Genomic DNA, 18157 nt, shown 5'->3' on the forward strand with positions numbered 1-18157 from the left:
GCATACGCGCAGGGTGCACGCGCGTCCAGGCTTGACTTGCTGTCTGCCTCAGCCCGCCGCCGCGATGACCTCGCCGTCGCGCAGCACGGCCCGCGCGCGCGGCGCGCCCCAGGGCTGCACGATCGCGTTCTCGTGGGGCAGGTCCCACAGGGCGAGATCGGCGCGCAGCCCCGGACGGACGGCGCCGCACACGCCGCCGAGGCCGAGCGCGGCCGCCGCCTCGCGCGTCGCGCCCAGGATGGCCTCGGCGACCGTGAGCCCGTAGAGCCGCACCGCGAGCGCGAGCGCGAGCGGAAGGCTCTCGGTCGGCGCCGTTCCGGGGTTCGCGTCGCTGCCCACGATCAGCGGGACGCCCGCGGCCCGGAGCGCGGCGACGGGCGGCGGCTCCTGCCGCAGCGTGAAGCTCGCCACGGGCAGCAGCGCGGCGGCGACGCCCGCCTGGGCGAGCGCCGCGATGCCCGCCGGCGCGACGTGCTCGAGGTGGTCGGCCGACGCGGCGCCGAGCGCGGCCGCGAGCTCGGCGCCGCCAACGTCCGCGAACTGCCCGACGTGCACGCGCACGCCGAGCCCCAGCGCGCGCGCCCGCTCGAGCACCGGCCGCGCCTCGTCCACCGAGAACGCGCTCCGGTCGATGTACGCGTCGACGTAGCGCGCGAGGCCGGCCGCGGCGATCGCGGGCAGCCAGGATCGCGCGACGGTCCCCGCGTAGGCCGCGCGGTCGCCCCCGGCCTCCGGGGGCAACGCGTGCAGCGCGAGGTACGTCGGAACGACGCGGGGCAGGCGCGCGTCCCTCCCCGCCTCGGCGACCGCCTCGAGCTGCTTGCGCTCCGTCGCCTCGTCGAGGCCGTAGCCGCTCTTGGCCTCGACGGCGGTCACGCCGAGCGCGGCCATCCGGCGGAGGCGGGCGCGGAGCGTGTCCGCGAGGTCGCCGGCGGTCGCGGCGCGCGCCGCGCGCATGCTCGCGGCGATGCCGCCGCCGGCCGCGGCGATCGCCTCGTAGTCGCCGCCGGCCATGCGGATCGCGTACTCGGCGTCCCGCGAGCCGATCCAGGGCGCGTGCGTGTGGCAGTCGACGAGCCCCGGCGTGACGACCCCCGCGGCCTCGATCGCGATCGGCACGCCGGCCTCGGGCCGCAGGACCTCGCGCCGCGGGCCGACCGCGTCGATCGCGCCGCCTCGCACGACGATCGCGGCGTCCTCGATGACGCCGAGGGGATCGCCGGCCGAGGCGCGCGACGCGTCGCAGGTGACCAGCCGGCGCGCGGTGATGGCGAACGGGCGCTCAGGGTGCTGCGCGGCCTCCGCTCGCGCGGCCCCCGGCGGCGCCGTCACGTCGCCGCCCCCGCGGCGCGCGCCCGCTCGATGTCCTCGATCACCGCCCGGGACGCAGGCCCGCCGGCGATCTCGGCGAACGCCGCGGGCGAGGAGACCGGCCGCGGCGGGCACCGCCGGCGCAGGCCCAGGCACCGCGCGGCCGCCTCGACGCAGCGCTCGCGGAAGCGGGGCTCGCGCTCGGCCTTGCGCACGAGCGCCTCGTGCACGCGGTCCTGCAGGTCCTCGCTGTGGCAGACGAGCAGCGCGTCGCAGCCCGCCCAGACGGCCGCGGCGGCGGCCTCCTCGACGGCGTGGTGCGCCGCGATCGCGGCCATCTCGAGATCGTCCGAGAAGAGCACCCCCTCGAAGCCGATCTCGCCGCGCAGGAGGTCCGTGCAGATGGCGCGCGACAGCGTCGCCGGGACGCCGGGATCCAGCGCCTCGACGACGATGTGCGCCGTCATGAGCGACGCGACCCCGGCCCGGCAGGCGGCGCGGAACGGCGGCAGCTCGATCTCGTCGAGGCGGCCGCGCGCGTGCGAGAGGGTGGGGAGCGCGAGGTGGCTGTCGAGCGCCGTGTCGCCGTGCCCCGGGAAGTGCTTGCCGCAGGCGAGCACGCCCTCCTCCTGGAGCCCCTCCAGGAACGCGACGGCGCCCCGCGCGACCGCGCCGGGGTCGCGGCCGAACGCGCGATCGCCGATGATCGGGTTCGCGGGGTTCGAGTCGACGTCGAGCACCGGGGCGAAGTTCAGGTTGATGCCGACGGCCCGGAGCTCGGACGCGACGGCGCGCGCCGCGCGGCGCAGCAGCGGGAGGTCCGCGAGCTCGCCGAGCGAGCGCATCGACGGCAGCGTCAGGAACGGCGCGGGCAAGCGGGTGACGCGGCCCCCCTCCTGATCGATGCCGATGAAGGGGGGCCGATCGGGGCCGCCCGCCGCGGCGAGCGCCTGGCAGAGCCGCGCCGTGGCGGCCACGTCAGGGACGTTGCGCCGGAACAGGATCGCGCCGCCCCGCCGCCCCTCGGCGAGGGCCTTCAGGTACCGGGCCGGCGGCTCCGCGCCGTCGAAGCCGCCCACGATGAGCTGACCACACAGGACCTCGAGCTCCAGATCGAGCCGCATCGTCCACCACCTCTCGCGCGGCGCAGGCGGGTGGCCGGCCGCGGAATCCGTTCGTAGACGATTCGTAAACGACTTGGGCCGACGAGGCCACTTCCGAGGGATGCCGGTGCGCCGGAGGGGAGGCCGCGGCGCCGGAGGGACGCGACGCGCCGCGGCCGGCTCCCTCAGAACCGGATCGCGATCTTCCCGAAGTGCGCGCCGCTCGCCATGGACTCGATCGCCTGGCGCACCTCGGCGAAGGGGACCACGCGGTCGACGACAGGCCGGAGCCCGCTCGCCGCGATCGCGCGGTTCATGTCCTCGAACATCGCCCGCGACCCGACGAAGATGCCCTGCGCGGTGATCTGCTTCATCAGGATGGGGAACAGGCCGACATCCCCCAGCGCGCCGCCCGTGAGCACGCCGATGAGGCTCACGCGGCCGCCGAACCGGACCGCGCGGAGCGAACGGGCGAGCGTGCCCGCGCCGCCCACCTCGATCACGTGATCCACCCCCGCGCCGCGGGTGAACGAGCGCGCGGGCGCGTCCCAGTCGGGGTTCGCGCGGTAGTTGATGGTCTCGGACGCCCCGAGCGACCTCGCGCGCTCGAGCTTCTCGTCGCTGCTCGAGGTGACGATGACGCGGGCGCCCGCGAGCCGGGCGAACTGCAGCGCGAAGATCGAGACGCCGCCCGTGCCCTGCACGAGGACCGTGTCGCCCGCCTTGAGGTGGCTCGCCACGAAGAGCGCGTTCCAGGCGGTCACGGCGGCGCACGGCAGCGACGCGGCCTCCTCGTCCGTGAGGTGCTGCGGGACCGCGACGACCCCCTCCTCATCGAGCAGCACCCGCTCCGCGGCCACGCCCGGCAGCTCCCCGCCGAGCGCCCCCCGCGCCTTGTCCGCGGAGAGCTCCCCGTCGATCCATCGCTGGTGGAAGATGGGGCTCACGCGATCGCCGACCTTCACCCGCGTCACCCCGTCCCCCACGGCGACGACCTCCCCTACCCCGTCGGAGAGCGGGATGAGAGGCAGCGAGAACTTCGGGTTGTAGAGCCCCTTCGCCACGAGCAGGTCGCGGAAGTTGAGCGACGCCGCCTTCATCTGGAGGACGATCTGCCCAGGCCCCGGCTCAGGATCCGGAAGATCGATCGGGCGGAGCGCGTCGAGACCGAACGAACCCTGGATGGCGAACGCTTTCATGCAGATCCTCCTTGAGCGGAGATCCGCTATCCCACGCGGGGTGGAGGCCGGTCAACGCGCTGGCCGCCGCGCGTCGCGGAGCGCCTGGGCAGCGAGCCACAGGCCGGCCGCCGTCACGAGCGCCGCCCCGAGCAGCTGGTCCGCCGACGGGCTCTCGCCGAGCCAGGCGGCGGCGAGCACGTGCGACAGGACGACCCCGACGTAACCGATCGCGCCGATGCGCGCCGCGCTGTCGAGCGCGTAGGCGCGCGTCATCGCGAGCTGCGCGAGGCCGCCGGCGAGCCCCGTCCCGATCAGGAGGAGCGCGCCGAAGGCGTCGGGCGTCCGCCAGACCGGGATCGAGAGCGCGACCATCGCGGCGCTCGCCACGAGCGAGAAATGCAGCGCGATCGCCTCGGGGCTCGCGCGCTCCCCGCCTGCGCCGATCCTGCGCAGCCAGATCATCGCGAACGCCGAGAAGACGGCGCCGAGCGTGGCGATGAGCGCGATCTCGCCCGCGATCGCGAGCCTCGGCGCGGCGACCAGCCCGACGCCCGCGAAGGCGAGCAGGGTCGCGAGCCAGAGGCGCGGGCTCGTCCGCTCGCCGAGCAGGCGCGGCGCGAGGAGCGCGACGAAGATCGGGCTCGTCGCGCCGAGCGTGACCGCGTCGCCGAGCGCGATCTGCGGCGTGCCGAGCGTGTAGAAGCCGCAGAGCATCGCCCCGGTGCCGCAGAGCGAGCGCGCCCACGCGAGCCGCCGGTCGCCTCGACCCACGGAGAGCGGCGCACGGCGGACGAGCGCGACGCCGAGCGCGGTGGCCGCGCCCACCAGCGTTCGCGACGCGGCCACCTCGGGCCACGGGGCGTGCTCCGAAGAGAGCCGCGCGAGGACGTTCATCGCGGCGAAGAGCGATTGGGCCAGGAGCATCCACAGGACGCCCGCTGTCGGGTGCGCCGCGCGCTCCTCGCGCTCCGCGGCGAGGACGATCGCGGAGGCCCCGGGCGGGTGCGCGGCGACCGCGCCCTGCGACGATGACGACGTGCTCACGTAGCGCATCGATTACCACCTCGACCTCGCCGCCGTACACGCCGCCGTGCGCCCGGAGGCGTCGGCGCTCCCGGGTGCGTGCGCGACATCGAAGCGCTACGGTCGCAACGATGCGCGCGATCATCGGAGTCACGAGGAGAAGCAGGACAGGAGCGATGGATGGTCAGCGGGAGCGCCGATCCGGGGCGCTCTGGCTCGGGCTCGTCGCCGCGAGCGCCCACGCGCTCGGGTGCGGCGCGAGCGCCGCGAACGAGCCGGCGGAGGGGCCCTCCGGGGGCAAGGCGGCCTGGGAGGGAGCGGCGGAGGAGAGCGCGCGCCCCTCGGAGGGCAAGCCCGCCGGCGTGGAGGCCGGCGGCGAGGCCCAGGGCACCCAGGCCCCGCCCGCGCCGGGCCAGCAGATGACCCGCGCGGAGGCAGCGCGGTACGTGCTCGGCCTCGTGAACCGCGATCGCGCGGCGCACAAGCTGCCTCCCGTCCGGTGGGACGAGACCGCGGCGCGCGCAGGGCGGCGGCACGCCGAGGACATGGTCCGGATCGGCTTCACCGGCCACTGGGGCAGCGACGGCTCGGTCCCGGAGGAGCGCTACACGGCCGCGGGCGGCGACGGGTTCCCGATGGAGAACGCCGGCTGCTTCGCCGACGCGACCCCCCGCGAGCTCGATCCGGATCCGCGCTTCTCCGCGGAGAGCCTCGAGCGCGTGCACCAGGCCTTCATGAACGAGAAGCCCCCGGCCGACGGACACCGGCGCAACGTGCTCACAGCGTCGCACACGTCGCTCGGGGTCGGGCTGGCCAAGGCGAAGGGGTTCGACATCGCCTGCCTGGCGCAGGAGTTCGTCGACGACTACGGGACGTACCAGCCGCTGCCCAGGCGGGCGAAGATCGGCGAGCGGATCCGGGTGAGCGGCGAGCTCGCCGCGCCGGCGAAGATCGCGGGCGTCGGGATCTCGCGGGTCGAGCCGGCGAAGCCGATCAAGCCGGAGAAGCTGCTCAAGATGGGCGGATACCCGATCCCGCCCCCCTACGCGACGTTCTTCCCGAAGGGCTTCAAGACGCCTATTCCTCTCCAGGTGACCGGCAATCGATTCGACATCCAGGTCCCGCTGGACGACCGCGGGCGGCCCGGGCTCTACGGCGTCAGCGTCTGGGCGACGTTCCCCCCCTCGGACGAGCTGAAGATGGTCTCGCTCCGCACGATCGACGTCGTCGGCAAGGGAGGCGCGCGATGAGCCAGAGCCGCCCCCCCACGGCGTCCGAGGAGCTCGACGCGGTCAAGGTGCTCGATCACCTGGTCCGCCGCGCGGTCTCGATGGGCGCGAGCGACATCCACGTCGAGCCGAAGCGCGACGGCATCCGCGTGCGCTACCGCGTCGACGGCGTGATGGTGGCGCAAGGGCAGATCCCGATCGAGATCGCGCCGTCGCTCACCTCGCGCGTGAAGGTGCTCGCGCGGATGGACATGACCGAGCGGCGCCTGCCGCAGGACGGCCAGTTCAGCCTGGAGCTCCACGGCCACCCGCTCATCCACCTGCGCGCCTCGACGTTCCCCGCGATCCACGGCGAGACGCTCGTGCTGCGCGTGCTGCTGAGCCACCAGCTGATCCCGCTCGACAAGCTCGGGCTCGCCGAGGGCGACCTGCCGCGGCTCGAGCGGCTCGCCGACCGGCCCTCGGGGCTGATCGTCGTGTGCGGGCCGACCGGATCCGGCAAGACCTCGACGCTCTACTCGCTGATCAAGGTCATGAAGACGAGCGAGCTGAGCATCGTCACGCTGGAAGATCCGATCGAGGTCGAGTTCGCCGACATCACGCAGGGGCAGACCAACCCGAGGCAGGGCTTCACGTTCGCGACGGGCCTGCGCGCGATCCTCCGGCAGGACCCGGACGTGATCATGGTGGGCGAGATGCGCGATCCCGAGACGGCGCAGATCGCGCTGCAGGCGAGCCTCACGGGGCACCTCGTGCTGTCGACGCTGCACACCTCCGACGCGGTGGACACGGTCGCGCGCCTCGTGGACCTCGGCGCGGAGTCGTGGATCGTCGCGAACGCCCTGCTCGCCGTGGTCGCGCAGCGGCTCGTCCGCAAGCTCTGCGAGGAGTGCGCGGAGGCGTACGAGCTCGAGGCCGCCGTGACGGGCGAGGAGGACAAGGTCCTCATCGAGAAGGGCGCCGAGCTGAAGCGCAGCGTCGGGTGCCAGACATGCCACTTGACGGGCTACCGGGGTCGCATGGGCCTGTTCGAGATGCTGGAGCTCGACGACGACCTGCGGGATCTCGTGAAGGCGCGGGCGGGGAAGCGCGCGTACCGGGACGCCGCACGCCAGGTAGGGCTCGTGCCGCTCCGCGAGGCCGGGCTCGCCAAGGTGAAGGAGGGGCTCACCTCCCTGGACGAGGTGCTCCGCGTGACGTGACGCTCCCCGCTCTGGAGGAGGTCTTGCCGAGCGTCTCTGCCAGACGCGCCGCGGTTCGCCCTGCGATCCGCGGCGCGCCGCCGGTCAGGTCGCCGGCGAGGAGCCGTCGTCGACCGCGTTGGCGGCGATGACGCCCTTGTACCAGAGCGCGCTGTCCTTCGGGATGCGCCGCTGCGTCTCGTAGTCCACCCAGACGATGCCGAACCGCTGCGAATAGCCGCGATCCCACTCGTAGTTGTCCATCAGCGACCACACGAAGTACCCCGCCAGCGGCGCCCCCGCGTCCATCGCGCGCCGCGCGGCGACGAAGTGATCGCGCAGGAACTCGAGCCGCCGCGTGTCCGGGATGCGGCCGTCCTTATCGGGCTCGGTCGAGTAGGCCGCGCCGTTCTCCGTCACGTAGAGCTTCGGCACGCCGTACTCCACGTGCAGCCGGAGGAGCAGCCGCCGCAGCCCTTCCGGGTAGACCTCCCAGTTCATCTCCGTCTGCTCGGACAGGGGGGCGACGTGCACCGTCCTCGGCAGGTTCTGCTCCTCGGGCACCTTGCTGCTCCGCAGGACCGCCCGCGAGTAGTAGTTGAGGCCGAGGAAGTCGCACTGCGTGGCGATGATCTCGAGATCGCCCGGCTTGCACACGGTCAGCCCCTCCGGCGGGAGGTAGCCCAGCGCGATGTAGTCCTCGATCATGTCCGCCGGATAACGCCGGCCGTACAGCGGATCGAGGAACCAGCGGTTGAAATACCCGTCGTAGTGGCGGCACGCGTCGTAGTCGGCGGCGCTGGGGGACGCGGGCATCGCGTAGTTCATGTTCAGCGTGATGCCCACCTCGGCGCCGGGACAGTTCTGGCGCACCACGGGCACCGCGAGGCCGTGCGAGAGCAAGAGGTGGTGGCTCACCGCCAGCGCCTTCTTGAAATCGCGCCCGCCCGGCGCGTGGATCCCCTTCTCGTAGCTGAGGAACGCCGTGCACCACGGCTCGTTGTGCGTGATCCACTTCTTCACGCGATCGCCGAGCTTCCGCGAGATGGCGTCGGTGAACTCCACGAACGCGTCCGCCGTCGAGCGGTGCTGCCAGCCTCCGACCTGGTCCTGGAGCACCTGCGGCAGGTCCCAGTGGAAGAGCGTCGCGTACGGCTCGATCCCGGCCGCGAGCAGGCCGTCCACGAGCCGGCTGTAGAAGTCGAGCCCCTTCTGGTTCACCGCGCCCCGGCCGTTCGGGAGGATGCGCGGCCACGCGATCGAGAACCTGTAGGCCATCATGCCCAGGCTCTTCATCAGCGCGATGTCCTCGGGCCACCGGTGGTAGTGGTCGCACGCGACGTCGCCGTTGGTCCCGTCGACGATCTGACCGGGCGTCTTCGCGAAGCGATCCCAGATGGACTCGCTGCGGCCGTCCTCGTTCGTAGCCCCCTCGATCTGATAGGAGGACGTCGCGGTCCCCCAGACGAAATTGTCGGGAAATCTCAGAGACGGCATGTCGATCTGTGGTTCTCCTCAGAGCGGTTTTCAGCGGAGCCTGGTACGAACGTCACAGAGCGGAGGTCACCCGCACAGGAGACGGGTCCAGATCGGCGTTTTCGGCGCGGAAGATCACTCCGGTGCGCTGAGCACCGAAAACGTCGAGATGGGCCCGTACCCGAAGCGGGTGACCTCCGCTCTAGAGAGGTCCGGCCTCGACGGAGGCGGGCACCTTGCGATCGTAGAGCGCGGAGGGCGCGATGACGGAGCCGGGCGCGTAGAGATGGCAGCGGACCCAGTGCCCCGATCCGACGTCGACAGGCCCCGGCGTCTGCTCCCGGCACGTGTTCATCACGCTCGGGCAGCGGTCCGCGAAGGGGCAGCCCGGCGGCGGGTCGATGAGCTTCGGCGCCCCGGAGCGGGCGGGGAGATCGCCGCGGATCGAGCCGTTCGGATCCGGGACCGCCGAGAGCAGGAGCTTCGTGTACGGGTGCGCCGGCTGCTGCATCAGCTCCTCGCTCGGCGCGCCCTCCACGATGTGGCCTGCGTACATCACCATCGTGCGATCCGCGACGTAGCGCGCGCTCGCGATGTCGTGCGTGATGTAGAGGTAGGAGATGCCGCGCTCCTCCTTGAGCTTCTCCATCAGGTTCAGGACGCCCATGCGGATCGAGACGTCGAGCATCGAGATCGGCTCGTCCGCGAGGATCACGCTGGGATCCACCGCGAGGGCGCGGGCGATCGCGACGCGCTGCCGCTGACCGCCCGACAGCTGGTACGGGAACTTGAGCGCGACCTCCGCGGGCGGGTTCAGATCGACCGTCTTGAGGAGCGCGTGCACCTTCTCCCGGAGGATCGCCGGGGTGGGCGCCTTGTTGTGGAGCAGGAGCGGCCGCTCGAGGTGGTAGCCGATGGTGTGCACCGGGTTGAGCGAGCCGAACGGATCCTGGAAGATCATCTGCACCTGCCCGCGGTAAGCGAGCGAGGCGCGGGTCGGCTCCTCCTTCAGCACGTCGCGACCCTTGAACACGATCTGCCCGCTGCTCGGCGGCATCAGCCGCGCGAGGAGCCGTGCGATCGTGCTCTTGCCGCTGCCCGACTCGCCGACCAGCGCGATGACCTCACGCTCCGCCAGCGAGAACGATGCGTCGTGCAGCGCCCGGAGCTGCTGCGATCGCAGCCCGCCGCCGACGGGGAAGTACTTCCCCAGGCGCACCACGTCGAGGACAGGCGAGACAGAAGGTTGCGTCATCGTCATCGTCAGTAGAGGTGGCAAGCGCCGCGGTGCTCGGGCGCGATTTCACGAAGGACGGGCAGCTCGTTCTGGCAGGTCGCGAAGGCCTGCGGACACCGGGGGTGAAAGCGGCAGCCGGCCGGCGGGTTGCGCATGTCGGGCGGCGAGCCCGGGATGCCCTGCAGCTTGCGGCGCGGCCCACGGACCGAGGGGAACGACCCGAGGAGCCCCTGCGTGTACGGGTGCTTCGGATCGCTGAAGAGGTCCTTGGCGCGGGCGGTCTCCGCGAGCTTGCCCGCGTAGAGGATGGCGATGCGCGTCGAGAACTCGGCGATGAGCGAGAGGTCGTGCGTGATGAAGAGGATCGAGAAGCCGAGGCGCTCCTTGAGCTCGGCGATCTGCTGCAGGATCTCCCGCTGCACGACCACGTCGAGCGCCGTCGTCGGCTCATCCATGATGAGGAACGGCGGCTTGAGCGCCATCGCGATCGCGATCACCACGCGCTGCCGCATGCCGCCCGACAGCTGGTGCGGGTAGCTGTTCAGGCGCGACGAGTCGATGTTCACGAGCTTGAGCAGCGCGGCCGCGCGCTCCATCGCCTGAGCGGGCGTCACGCCGTCGTGCGCGATGATCGGATCCGCGATCTGCTCGCCGATCGTCAGCACCGGGTTGAGCGCGGTCATCGCGCTCTGGAACACCAGCGCCATCTTCCGCCAGCGGAAGGCGCGGAGCTGCTCCTCGTTCATCGCCAGCACGTCCTGCCCGGCGAAGTACACGTGCCCGCCCGTGATGACCGCCGGCGGGCGGAGAAGCCGCATGATGGCCATCGCCACCGTCGACTTGCCGCTCCCCGACTCGCCCGCGAGGCCGAGCACCTCGCCCGGGGCGATGTCGAAGGAGACGTTGTCGACCGCACACACCGGACCCGTCGGGGTGATGAACTCGACCCGGAGATCCTGAACCGAGAGAAGCGGACTAGGCGCCATGAGTCCTCACCACCGGCGTTGACGAACCCGCCGTGACCTTGCGGCTCCTGAGGAGACGCGACCAGGCTCCCTCCGAGCGGAGCCGCGGATTCGAGATCTCGTCGATCGCGTAATTGATGAGCGTGAGCGCGAACCCGACCAGCGCGACGCACACGCCGGTGGGGACAATGGTCCACCAGGCGCCCGTGAGGAGCGCGGCGTTGTTGCTCGCCCAGTAGAGGTTCGTGCCCCAGGTGATGGCGCTCAGGTCGCCGAGCCCGAGGAACTCGAGGCCGACCTGGGCGCCGATGGCGTAAACCGTCGCGCCGATGAAGCCGGACATGAGGAGCGACGTCATGTTCGGCAGGATCTCCACGAAGATGATGCGCGCGCTGCTCTCGCCGCTCACGAGGGCCGCGGACACGAAGTCCTTGTCGCGCAGCGCGAGCACCTGCGAGCGGAGCACACGCGCGTTCCACGCCCAGCCCGTGAGGACGAGGACGAACAGGATCGTCATCGGCCCGGCCGGCAGGTAGGCCGCGATGACGACGGCCATCGGCAGGCCAGGGATGATCAGGAACACGTTCGTGAGCAGCGAGAGGACGCTGTCGATCCAGCCGCCGAAGTAGCCCCCGGCCATGCCGATCGCCGCGCCGATCGCGATCACCGCGAAGCCCGTGGCGAAGCCGACGGCCAGCGAGGTCCGCGCGCCGACGATCGTCTGCGCGAGCACGTCCTGCCCCTGGCCGTTCGTGCCGAACAGGTGCTCGGCGGAGGGAGCCTCGTGCGGCATGCCCACGAACGCGTGCGGATCTTGCCCCACGATCGAGGGGCCCAGCAGCGAGAGGAGCAGGAAGAAGAGCACGATGAGCGTGCCCACCATCGCCTTGCGATTCGAGAGGAGCAGGCGGAGCCACCCCGCCGCACGGGAGCCGCCGCCCCCGCTGTTGCCTTGTTGCGCAGCCATCGCTTCTCCTGGACCCAGCCGTCAGCGCCCGCGGGCGCGGGGATCAAGAAACACGTAGATCACGTCGACCAGGAAGTTCGCCCCCAGCACGGCGAACGTGATGGTAAGGAAGATCCCCTGCATGAGCGGGTAATCCTGGTTTCGAACCGCCTGGATGAGCAGATAGCCTTGCCCCGGATACGAGAAGACGATCTCGGTGAGCAGCGAGCCGGCGAGGACGAAGCCGAGCGCCATGCCGAAGCCGGTGACATTGGGCAGGAGCGCGTTCCTCGCGGCGTAGGTGAACATGACCCGCCACTGCGAGAGCCCCTTGGCCTGGGCCATCGTGATGTACTCCTCGGACAGCACGGTGACCATCGCGCTGCGCATGCCGAGCATCCAGCCGCCGATGGTGGCGATGACGATCGACAGGGCGGGCAGGATCATGTGCGAGAGCACGCTCCCGATGAACTCCAGGCTCCAATCGGGCGAGAGCGTGTCGCTGTAGGCGTGCCGCAGCGGGAAGGCCCCGAGCACGAACCCGAGGAGGTAGAGCGACACCATCGCGAGCCAGAAGTAGGGGAACGCGCCGAGGAACATCAGGACCGGCGGCATGATCGAGTCGAGCCAGCCGCCCCGCTTCCACGTCGCGACGATCCCGAGCAGCGTCCCCAGGCCGAAGCTGACGATCACGGCGGCGCCCGACAGGAGCAGCGTCCAGCCGAGCCCCGTCGCGATGACCTCCGTCACCTTCGCCGGGAAGTGCGCGATCGATGTGCCGAAATCGCCGACCAGGATGTGGCTCAGGTAGGTGAAGTACTGCTTGTAGAGCGGCTCATCCGTGAACCCGAACGCCTTCCGCAGCGCCTCGATCGCCTCCGGCTGCAGCTGCCCCCGGAAGCGCACGAACATGGCCGAGGCTGGATCGCCCGGCATGGCGCGCGGAATGAGGAAGTTGAGGGTGAGCGAGGCCCACGCCGCGATGAAGTACAAGCCCAGCTGTCGCAGAAGGTAACGCACAGAAGCTCTCTCTTTTAACCTGCGCTCCGGATCAGGTCACGCCCAACTTCACTTCGGCTTGAGCTCGGTGAGGACCAGGAGGTACTCGGGCGGGTTGTTGGGCGACAGCTTCGCGTACGGGTTCTCCTTGCTGGGGAACCCGGTGAAGCGGCGTGTGTTGTACTCGCCCCAGGACGGCCCGGGGAACAGCGGGATCGAGGGCGCCGCCTCGGAGAAGATCTCCTGGAGCTGCTCGATGATCTTCTTCTGCTCCGCCGGCTCGGTCGCGGCCTCGAACGCCTCGAAGAGGCTGTCGGCCTGCTTGGCGCCGAAGCGGTGCCAGTTGCGCGCCGACGTCTCGCCGACCGGCTTCGCGGTCGCGGTGCCGAGGAGGTCTCGGTAGAAATTGTAGGGGGTCGGCTCCTCGTTCGACCAGCCCATCGACAGGTCGAACGTGCCCTTCTGGAGCGCCTCGAAGAACGCGCTGAAGTCGTACGTCTTCAGCGTGGCCTCGACGCCGATCTGCTTCACCTGCTGCGTGACGATCTGCGCCGCGCGCACCCAGTCGGACCAGCCCGTGACGACGTTGAGATCGAAGCGCAGCGGCTTCCCGTCCTTCACGCGGATGCCGTCGGCCCCCTTGGCATAACCCGCCTCGTCGAGGATCTGGTTCGCCTTGGCCACGTTGAACTTGACCCAGTCGCCCGCCTCGACCGTCTTCTGGCTGCGCCAGCGCTCGTGCGCGTCGCTCAGCGCCGTCGCGTCCGCCGGCCGCGTGTAGTTGTTCATGGCGACCTTGACGATCTGCTCGCGGTCGAGCGACATGCTGATCGCCTTGCGCACCCGCGCGTCGTCGAGGGGCTTCTTCGTCGTGTTCGTGTAGACGAACACCGTGCTGCCGACGAGCGGGAACCAGTAGTGGTGATTCGCCGGGTCCTTGCCGACGTAGACCTTCTCGATCTCCGGGACGAAGTTGCCGGCCCAGTCGACCTCGCCGTTCAGGAGCGCCAGGTTCGCCTGGTCGTTGCCCGGGTACGCCGGGAAGCGGAGCCCCTTGATCGCCGGCTTGCCCGGCTGCCAGTAGTTCGGGTTCCGGCCGAGCTCGTAGATCTGGTTCTGGAAGGTCTTCACCTCGGTGAAGGGCCCCGTTGCGACCGGGTTCTCGTTCGTGTACGTGACCGGATCCGCCACGTCCTTCCACTTGTGCTCCGGCACGATCGGCTGGTGACCGAGGAAGACGAGCCCGGGGACATACGGCCGCGTGAGCGTGAACTCGACCGTGGAGTCGCTCTTGGCCTCGACCGAGGTCAGCCACTTCCAGACGCCTTGCAGGTCGAGGGCGACGTGCTTCTTCAGGAGCCCGAAGGTGAAGGCCACGTCCTTCGCCGTGAACGGCTGGCCATCGGACCACTTGACGCCGGACCGCGTCGTGACGGTGAGCGTCTTGTTCCCGTTACCCCACTCGTACTTGGATGCGAGCCAGGGGGTGAACTCGCCCTTCATCGTGTTGTAAACGAGGAGCGGCTCGTAGATGCCAGCGACGGTTGGCCAGCGAACGTTGCCTGATGCGAGCAGAGGATTGAAGTTCCGCACCCATGACGCTTGCTGCTCGATCGAGACGGTCAGGAAGGTGTCGGCGGCCGGAGAGGGCTTGCCCGCACCCGGCGCGGTGCTCGCGCCGCCCGCGGACTCCTTGGTCGGTTCGGTCTTCCCGCACCCCGCTGTGACACCGACCGAAAGCAGCAACGTCGACAACACGAACGTCCGACGCGGCAACAACCAGTTCCTCATGAGAATGCTCCTCGCGGGGCCCTCGTGGATACGCCCGAGCGCCCACCGTCCCTCTCCCACTCCTCAATCTCCCTGGAAGCCACCACGCAGCAGAGCGGCTCGCCGGAATTCGACACCGCGACGCAGTGCGCCATACCAGCATCCAGGCGTCGGCACTGTAGCCGTTTTCGCACAGCAGTGTCAACGGGGATTCGAGGTCGCTGTCAAGTTCTCGCGCCGCTTACTCAGGCGCGTTTCCAAGGGAGATGTCGTGGTGCGTCATGTCTCGCAGCAGCAACTCCGTCTCATGTGGTGCTCATGGTGTCATCACGCGTCATGAGGAATGATGGCTTAAGCACTTGCACTGTTATTTTCTTTGGTCGCAGAAAGAAAGTAAGCAGTCACAGACTGCGTCGGTTCGGGCACCTGAGGTACGCCGCCGTCCACGCGCGTCCGGGGCAGGTCTATACAGACGTCCGCGGGCGATTACAAGACCAGAAATTTCCAACTTCGCGCCGGTGGACAGGGGGGTGCGCTCCCAGGGCGAGCGCGGACACCCCCCTGGGCGGGCAGAGTAAGGAAGGCCGCATCAGGGGCGGACGCGGGCGGAGCGCCGGGTGCGCTCAGCGTTGGTGTGCGGGCCGCTATTCGACGCCTGATGGGCTGGTCCTCTCCGCCGTGGCCGTGAGTACCACGTATCAGGAAAGGCTCCCTTCGATGTCATCAATGTTTCGCGCACAGGCGCGGGCGCGGGTGCGGTCCAGACGAGCGGCCGCGAGCGCGTTTCATGGAAGCGGGGGAGCGGACGCTGGCACGCGGAGCTCGCTGCCGAAGAGCTCGTCGGCGGTGCAGCTGTCGAGGAACGCGCTCTCCTCACCCAGCTTCAGCTGAGGCTCGGGCGAGCCCTGCACGACCAGCCCGAAGCGGTTGTCCAGGGCGCGAACGCGGGAGAGGCGACCCGTGCTCCGGTCGTACAGGATGCCGGCGCGCGCACAGCCTTCCACCCGCACGTCATCGAGCGCGACGGTGGATCCGGCGAGCGCGAGGACGCCGTCGGCGACGAGCTCGTCGCGCCGCCTGCCCTGTGCGGCGCGGGGATCACCCGTCACCCCGTCGACGACCGTCTGCGAGATCTCCGCCTCCGAGCCGAACAGCACAACGCCGGCCGTGCGGCTCCCGCGGACGATGGACGAAGCGAGCCGGATCTCGTACCCCGCCGCAGCGACGCCGATGCCCGTGCTGTCGTCGTCGCCGCCGTCGTCGTCATCGTCGTCATCGTCGTCATCGTCGTCATCGTCGTCATCGTCGTCATCGTCGTCTGATTCGCCGCCCGAGGTGCCGTCGATCAGGTTCCCGATGATCTCGACCTTGCTGCCGAGGACCTCGGTGCCGGCGAAGACGCCGACGGAGCGGTTGCCGCTCACGACATTGCCCGCGAGCACGGCGGTGGCGCCTCTGTAGATGACGATCCCCTGCCCCACCGGCGCGCGGCGGTCCGGCGCGACATGCCCCTCGACGAGGTTGCCTGTCACGGTCGCCTCGGACCCGTCATATCCCACGAGCAGGCCGGTGCCCTCGTTGCTGCGAATGGCGTTCGACACGAGCGTCACCCGGCCCTCCGCCACGGTCAGCCCGGCGCCGTCCCCCCAGCTGCCTTCGGCGATGGTGCCTTCGATGAGGTTGCCGCCGGCGATCAGCTCGGCGGAAGAGTCGCCGACGTGAACCCCGGTGCCGCGGTTCCGGACGACCGCGCTGTCGTGGAGGCGCATCGCCGCGCCGCGGGCGACGGCGACCCCGAATCCGCCGAGCAACGACCCGGTCGGGGCCGCCACCGTGCCCTGCACCAGGCTCCGCGTCATCGTCGCCGCGCTGCCCTCGCCGATGACGGCGACGCCGATCTCCGTGTTGCCGAGGACCACGCTCGAGTCGATGGCGACGCGCGCTTGCCTCGCCGCATACACGCCGACGCCGTAAGGCGGGTCGGAGGTCCCGGGGCCCGTCCCCTCGACGAGCACGCCGGAGAGGGTCGCGGACGCGCTGGACGCCACGAGGATCCCGGACAGCTGGTTTCCAACGACAGCCGTGCTCTCGATCGACGCCTCGGCGCCGTCCTGCACGACGATCCCCTGGCCGTCCGCCGGGTAGCGCCCAGAAGACACGGTTCCCTCGACGAGGCTGCCCACCACAGACGCCGTGGCGCCCGCCTGGAGCGCCGCCACGCCCGCCGCGCGGTTGCCCGTCACGGCGCTCTCCTTCACGAGGAGCGCGCCGCCGGCATCCGCAAAGGCGCCGATGCCGGTCCCTGCGCTGCCGTCGCGCGTCCCCTCGATCCAGCTCTGCGCGACCGAGAGGCGGGCGCCATCGCCCGACAGGACGCCGGCATGCATGGCGTCCTTGATGTGAACGCGCTCGAGCGTCACGGCGCTCGCGCCCGTCGCCACGACGCCGGCGCCGTCTCCGCCGATCTCGATCCCCCGGAGCGTCACCTCCCCTGCGTCGAGCACGGCCACGATCGCGGGAGGACGCACGGCCGAGCTGACCCCGCGGATCCGCACGCGCGAGGCGCACGGGCCGGCGATCTCGAGCGGCTTCGTGATGACGACCGGCTCGTCGTAGGTCCCCGCCGCGAGCGCGATCGTCCCGCCGTCGTCGACGAGCCCCAGCGCCGCCTCGATCGTGGTGACCGGCCTCGCCTCGGATCCGTCGCCGTCCGCGCCGGAGTAGCTCGGATCCACATAGACGTTCCCGGACACGCGCGGGACGCTCCCCCACGGCCCGCGCCCGCAGCCGGCGGGGCCGTCGACCGGCACACACCCCGCTTCCGGCGTCGCGAACGTGCCTGTCGGGCACCTCGCCATGGCCGGCCTGCAGAGCCCGTCGTCGCCCGCGAGCTCCGGAGCGCAACGGGGGATGCCAGCGGGAATACAGCCCTCATCGAACTTCGGGATCGTCCCCGCAGGGCACTTCTCCATCGATGGATGGCAGAGCCCGTCGTCCTCCACGAAGAGCTCGGCGCACCCCTGGATGCCCACCGGCATGCACGCGTCCGCGGGGCCGAGGACGTGCCCAGGCGCGCAGCTCGGCGCGCGCGGCGCGACGCCCTCGCATACGAGCGGGGCGCCGGAGCTCCCCGAGGCGTCGCTGCACGCCGCGACGAGCGGCAAGAGGGCCGCGATGCAGGCGGCCAGGCAAGATGAACCCGCGCGCGTCGCGCAGAAGCGCATGCAATCCCCTCCTTGGAAAGCGCTGCCTCGCGCGCCGCGGGCTCCCGCTCCTCGGGCGAACAGCTCTCCAGAGCTCCCGCAGCAGCGCGGAGACCGCGCGTAGCCTCCATGAACAGGCGCTCCGAGCGCCCGAGATCGTCGAGGAGCCCGCGCCAGGGTGACGAGGACGCCGCCTGTGCGCCTGTGCGCCTGTGCGGCGCTGCGCGAGCTCCTTTAGCGTAATGAATCCTACAACGGGAGATGCGCTCCTGCCAGGCAAAGGAGCCGTGATCGCGCCGACTTTCCCTTCGCTGCAGCGCCACGGACGGCTGCGCCGCGCCGGGTCTCCCGGGCGTGGGCGCGCGAACCTCGCTGACAACGAGGCTCGCGCGCGGCCGAGCGTGTGGGTCAGACGTCTTCTGTCAACCACGTTGAACCGGGCGAACGCGGCGCGGGGACGCCCCGCGCAGGCGGCCGCTCCCGCTGCATCGCGAGCCCGCCGTCCGCGGCTGAAGCCGGCGGCCGCGCCGTCG

General features: G+C 71.0%; 13 protein-coding genes. 2 read left to right on the forward strand and 11 right to left on the reverse strand.

The genetic code is table 11. The features are described from left to right. Window positions 1-48 precede the first annotated feature (48 nt). The 4 genes from hutI to WMF11_RS23885 all read right to left on the reverse strand — a co-directional run bounded on the left by hutI (window position 49) and on the right by WMF11_RS23885 (window position 4648). On the reverse strand, window positions 49-1332 hold the full coding sequence (gene hutI / locus WMF11_RS23870; RefSeq protein WP_437979040.1) for an imidazolonepropionase: 1284 nt from the start codon (window positions 1330-1332) through the stop codon (window positions 49-51). Further along, window positions 1329-2435 carry a beta-N-acetylhexosaminidase gene (gene nagZ, locus WMF11_RS23875; protein WP_437910730.1) on the reverse strand — a complete coding sequence of 369 codons (1107 nt, stop codon included), beginning with the start codon at window positions 2433-2435 and terminating at the stop codon, window positions 1329-1331. The genes hutI and nagZ overlap by 4 nt, the downstream gene beginning before the upstream one ends. Window positions 2436-2599: 164 nt before the next feature. Next, the gene (locus WMF11_RS23880; protein ID WP_437554997.1) at window positions 2600-3613 is read right to left on the reverse strand and encodes a zinc-dependent alcohol dehydrogenase family protein; all 1014 of its coding nucleotides are present in this window, start codon (window positions 3611-3613) and stop codon (window positions 2600-2602) included. 51 nt (window positions 3614-3664) lie between these two features. Next, a complete protein-coding gene (locus WMF11_RS23885) occupies window positions 3665-4648 on the reverse strand; it encodes a DMT family transporter (RefSeq protein WP_437910731.1) in 984 nt (327 codons plus the stop codon). A 146-nt stretch (window positions 4649-4794) separates the two neighbouring features. Between WMF11_RS23885 and WMF11_RS23890 the strand changes: the two genes are divergently transcribed. Together WMF11_RS23890 and WMF11_RS23895 are read left to right on the forward strand one after the other, a co-directional pair. Next, complete coding sequence (locus WMF11_RS23890; RefSeq protein ID WP_437979041.1) at window positions 4795-5868, forward strand: CAP domain-containing protein; 1074 nt, start codon at window positions 4795-4797, stop codon at window positions 5866-5868. Continuing rightward, complete coding sequence (locus tag WMF11_RS23895; protein WP_437979042.1) at window positions 5865-7049, forward strand: GspE/PulE family protein; 1185 nt, start codon at window positions 5865-5867, stop codon at window positions 7047-7049. Before WMF11_RS23890 ends, WMF11_RS23895 begins: the two co-directional genes overlap by 4 nt. An 84-nt stretch (window positions 7050-7133) precedes the next feature. Here WMF11_RS23895 and WMF11_RS23900 read toward each other — a convergent pair whose 3' ends face one another. The 7 genes from WMF11_RS23900 to WMF11_RS23930 form a co-directional block, all read right to left on the reverse strand. Next, on the reverse strand, window positions 7134-8525 hold the full coding sequence (locus WMF11_RS23900; protein WP_437555001.1) for a GH1 family beta-glucosidase: 1392 nt from the start codon (window positions 8523-8525) through the stop codon (window positions 7134-7136). Between the two features lie 181 nt (window positions 8526-8706). Then, entirely contained in the window at window positions 8707-9765 is a 1059-nt protein-coding gene (locus WMF11_RS23905; protein ID WP_437910734.1) for an ABC transporter ATP-binding protein, read from the reverse strand. Window positions 9766-9767: 2 nt separating this feature from the next. Then, window positions 9768-10727 carry an ABC transporter ATP-binding protein gene (locus WMF11_RS23910; protein WP_437910735.1) on the reverse strand — a complete coding sequence of 320 codons (960 nt, stop codon included), beginning with the start codon at window positions 10725-10727 and terminating at the stop codon, window positions 9768-9770. After that, window positions 10717-11673, reverse strand: coding sequence for an ABC transporter permease (locus WMF11_RS23915; RefSeq protein WP_437555004.1), 957 nt, complete (start codon window positions 11671-11673; stop codon window positions 10717-10719). The genes WMF11_RS23910 and WMF11_RS23915 overlap by 11 nt, the downstream gene beginning before the upstream one ends. A 21-nt stretch (window positions 11674-11694) precedes the next feature. Continuing rightward, window positions 11695-12672, reverse strand: a complete 978-nt coding sequence (locus tag WMF11_RS23920; protein WP_437555005.1) for an ABC transporter permease — start codon at window positions 12670-12672, stop codon at window positions 11695-11697. Window positions 12673-12720: 48 nt separating this feature from the next. Beyond that, a complete protein-coding gene (locus tag WMF11_RS23925; RefSeq protein WP_437555006.1) occupies window positions 12721-14442 on the reverse strand; it encodes an ABC transporter substrate-binding protein in 1722 nt (573 codons plus the stop codon). Between the two features lie 764 nt (window positions 14443-15206). Beyond that, window positions 15207-17645 (reverse strand): right-handed parallel beta-helix repeat-containing protein, encoded by a 2439-nt coding sequence (locus WMF11_RS23930; protein WP_437979043.1) that lies wholly within the window; start codon window positions 17643-17645, stop codon window positions 15207-15209. Window positions 17646-18157: the final 512 nt, after the last annotated feature.

Source organism: Sorangium sp. So ce295 (assembly GCF_051527405.1).
GTDB lineage: Bacteria > Myxococcota_A > Polyangia > Polyangiales > Polyangiaceae > Sorangium > Sorangium cellulosum_B.

Excerpts from the sequence above, each read along its gene's own strand:
- nagZ (WP_437910730.1), bottom strand. The coding sequence starts at position 2,435 with ATGCGGCTCGATCTGGAGCTCGAGGTCCTGTGTGGTCAGCTCATCGTG.
- WMF11_RS23880 (WP_437554997.1), bottom strand. The coding sequence starts at position 3,613 with ATGAAAGCGTTCGCCATCCAGGGTTCGTTCGGTCTCGACGCGCTCCGC.
- WMF11_RS23885 (WP_437910731.1), bottom strand. The coding sequence starts at position 4,648 with ATGCGCTACGTGAGCACGTCGTCATCGTCGCAGGGCGCGGTCGCCGCG.
- WMF11_RS23890 (WP_437979041.1), top strand. The coding sequence starts at position 4,795 with ATGGATGGTCAGCGGGAGCGCCGATCCGGGGCGCTCTGGCTCGGGCTC.
- WMF11_RS23895 (WP_437979042.1), top strand. The coding sequence starts at position 5,865 with ATGAGCCAGAGCCGCCCCCCCACGGCGTCCGAGGAGCTCGACGCGGTC.
- WMF11_RS23900 (WP_437555001.1), bottom strand. The coding sequence starts at position 8,525 with ATGCCGTCTCTGAGATTTCCCGACAATTTCGTCTGGGGGACCGCGACG.
- WMF11_RS23905 (WP_437910734.1), bottom strand. The coding sequence starts at position 9,765 with ATGACGATGACGCAACCTTCTGTCTCGCCTGTCCTCGACGTGGTGCGC.
- WMF11_RS23910 (WP_437910735.1), bottom strand. The coding sequence starts at position 10,727 with ATGGCGCCTAGTCCGCTTCTCTCGGTTCAGGATCTCCGGGTCGAGTTC.
- WMF11_RS23915 (WP_437555004.1), bottom strand. The coding sequence starts at position 11,673 with ATGGCTGCGCAACAAGGCAACAGCGGGGGCGGCGGCTCCCGTGCGGCG.
- WMF11_RS23925 (WP_437555006.1), bottom strand. The coding sequence starts at position 14,442 with ATGAGGAACTGGTTGTTGCCGCGTCGGACGTTCGTGTTGTCGACGTTG.
- WMF11_RS23930 (WP_437979043.1), bottom strand. The coding sequence starts at position 17,645 with ATGCGCTTCTGCGCGACGCGCGCGGGTTCATCTTGCCTGGCCGCCTGC.